A 1,794-nucleotide genomic window follows, 5' to 3' on the forward strand; every position below is an offset into this window, starting at 1 on the left:
CCGTCGAGGTCCTTGGTGATCAGTGAGCTTGGTCGCTTCTGATCCTGAGGACCTCGACCCTCACCTCACCGCATCACCAACCCCCGGCGTGTCGCCGTGCCCCACCTCAGGTACGGAGAGCCGTTTAAGCCTGAGGGGCAGTGGCAGGTGCAGCAATATCTGCAGAATACGTTCAGTATGGAATATCGGAGTCGTGCCGATCTCGAGGAGTTGGTGGACACTGAGGTCGTCGAAGTCCTCAAGCAGAAGTTGATGTCCGAGAAGCAACATGAGAATCTAGCGGAGAATGACGCGCTCCTTGCATGTGCAGTTTATGGTCACCGGCAACGTCGTTCCGAGACTTCCCACCTGAACGAATTCGGATTCAAATCTTGGTGGCTGACAAACGAGACTCGGATATTGCGCCACACGCGCGATCTTGAACGCGAGAACCGAGGGTCGCGGTACATGATGAGGCCCGACTTCTTACTCAACTTCTTCACATTCGCACCAAAAGCAAGTGAAGTTCGAAAGTCGTTCTCTACAATTTTCCCCTCATCGCTAGGAATTCAACTCTCCCGGCGTATGGACGACGGCGCATTTCACCGAATCATGGCGGACGTCAAGGAGGCTGAGGGCTACGAAGATGGCCGCCGGCAGGCGATCATGGCTGAATGTGCAGACAAGCTCAAGGCCGACTTCGATCGACGCTACAGGCATGAGCTCCGCGACAGCACAGAGTCTTCGAAGCGCCCTGACCCGTGACCTCCGCGCGGTCGCGCTCGCTCTGTCCGCCAGTTGATCTCCCTGTCCTGCAGAGACGTACGTCTTTGTGGGCTACTAGAGAATTCTCGTAGGGCCGGTGTCTGGCCAGACTCGGTCTAGACGAGTAAGTCCAAGGGATGTGGCCGGTGTGGCGGCTGTGAAATGAGCGCAAGAGTGCCCAGAGTTGGCGTTGCTTACCCAACGCGAACCTGGAGGCCCTCGTGGACGCCGATCTGGACACCCTTGCCACTGCACTGTATGCGACCGCGGATGACCTGCTGACCATCCACCCCGAGCGTGTCCCGGCGCGGCCGGTGATCGGATTCACGCCCCGGATCTGCGATGCCGAGATGCTGACCCTGGCGGTGCTGCAGGCCCTGCTGGGGTTTACCAGCGAAGCGCGGTGGATCCGGCACGCGCAGACCCACCTGGGTCACCTGTTCCCCTATGTTCCCCAGCAGTCGGGGTACAACAAGAGGCTACGCAAGCTCGCCGACGCGATGGCCTGGCTGACCGCGCAACTGGGTGGCCTGTCCAGCATCGGCACCGATGACACCTGGGTGGTCGACTCGACCCCGGTCGAGTGTGGCCGCTCGCGGGAGACCGCGAAACGATCGGATCTGGCCGGGTGGGCGGAGTATGGGTACTGCGCGTCGCACTCCCGGTTCTTCTGGGGTTTGCGGTTGCACCTGGTGTGCACGCTGCACGGGTTGCCGGTCGGGTGGGTGCTGACCGGCGCGAAAGCCGATGAGCGGGAGGCGTTCTGGGCGATCGCCGAGTCCACGCCCGCCATCGCCGACATGCTGACTGCCGGGCACTCCCAGGTGATGATCGCGGACAAGAACTACTTCGGGCGCCTCTTTGAGACCGAGCTGGCCAATGCCGGGATCACGCTGCTGAGACCGGCCCGCAAGGGTGAGCAGCCCAGGCCCAGGGGTCTGGACATGGTGGGATCGTTCATGAGTTGTCAGGCTGGTCTTTGACGGTGTAGACGATCTTGAGGTTCGTGCCAGGATAGGTCGTCTCGGTGTCGGTCAGCTGCTGACACAG

At 61.0% G+C, this 1,794-nt stretch carries 1 protein-coding gene and 1 pseudogene; both read left to right on the top strand.

The annotated features are described in order from the left end of the window. Nucleotides 1-147 precede the first annotated feature (147 nt). Nucleotides 148-744, top strand: a complete 597-nt coding sequence (locus FGL98_RS24960; protein ID WP_146321568.1) for a hypothetical protein — start codon at nucleotides 148-150, stop codon at nucleotides 742-744. 221 nt (nucleotides 745-965) lie between these two features. Then, nucleotides 966-1,673: pseudogene (locus tag FGL98_RS24965) on the top strand (IS982 family transposase); the annotation flags it as partial. Nucleotides 1,674-1,794 lie beyond the last annotated feature (121 nt).

This window comes from Leekyejoonella antrihumi (assembly GCF_007845645.1).
GTDB lineage: Bacteria > Actinomycetota > Actinomycetes > Actinomycetales > Dermatophilaceae > Leekyejoonella > Leekyejoonella antrihumi.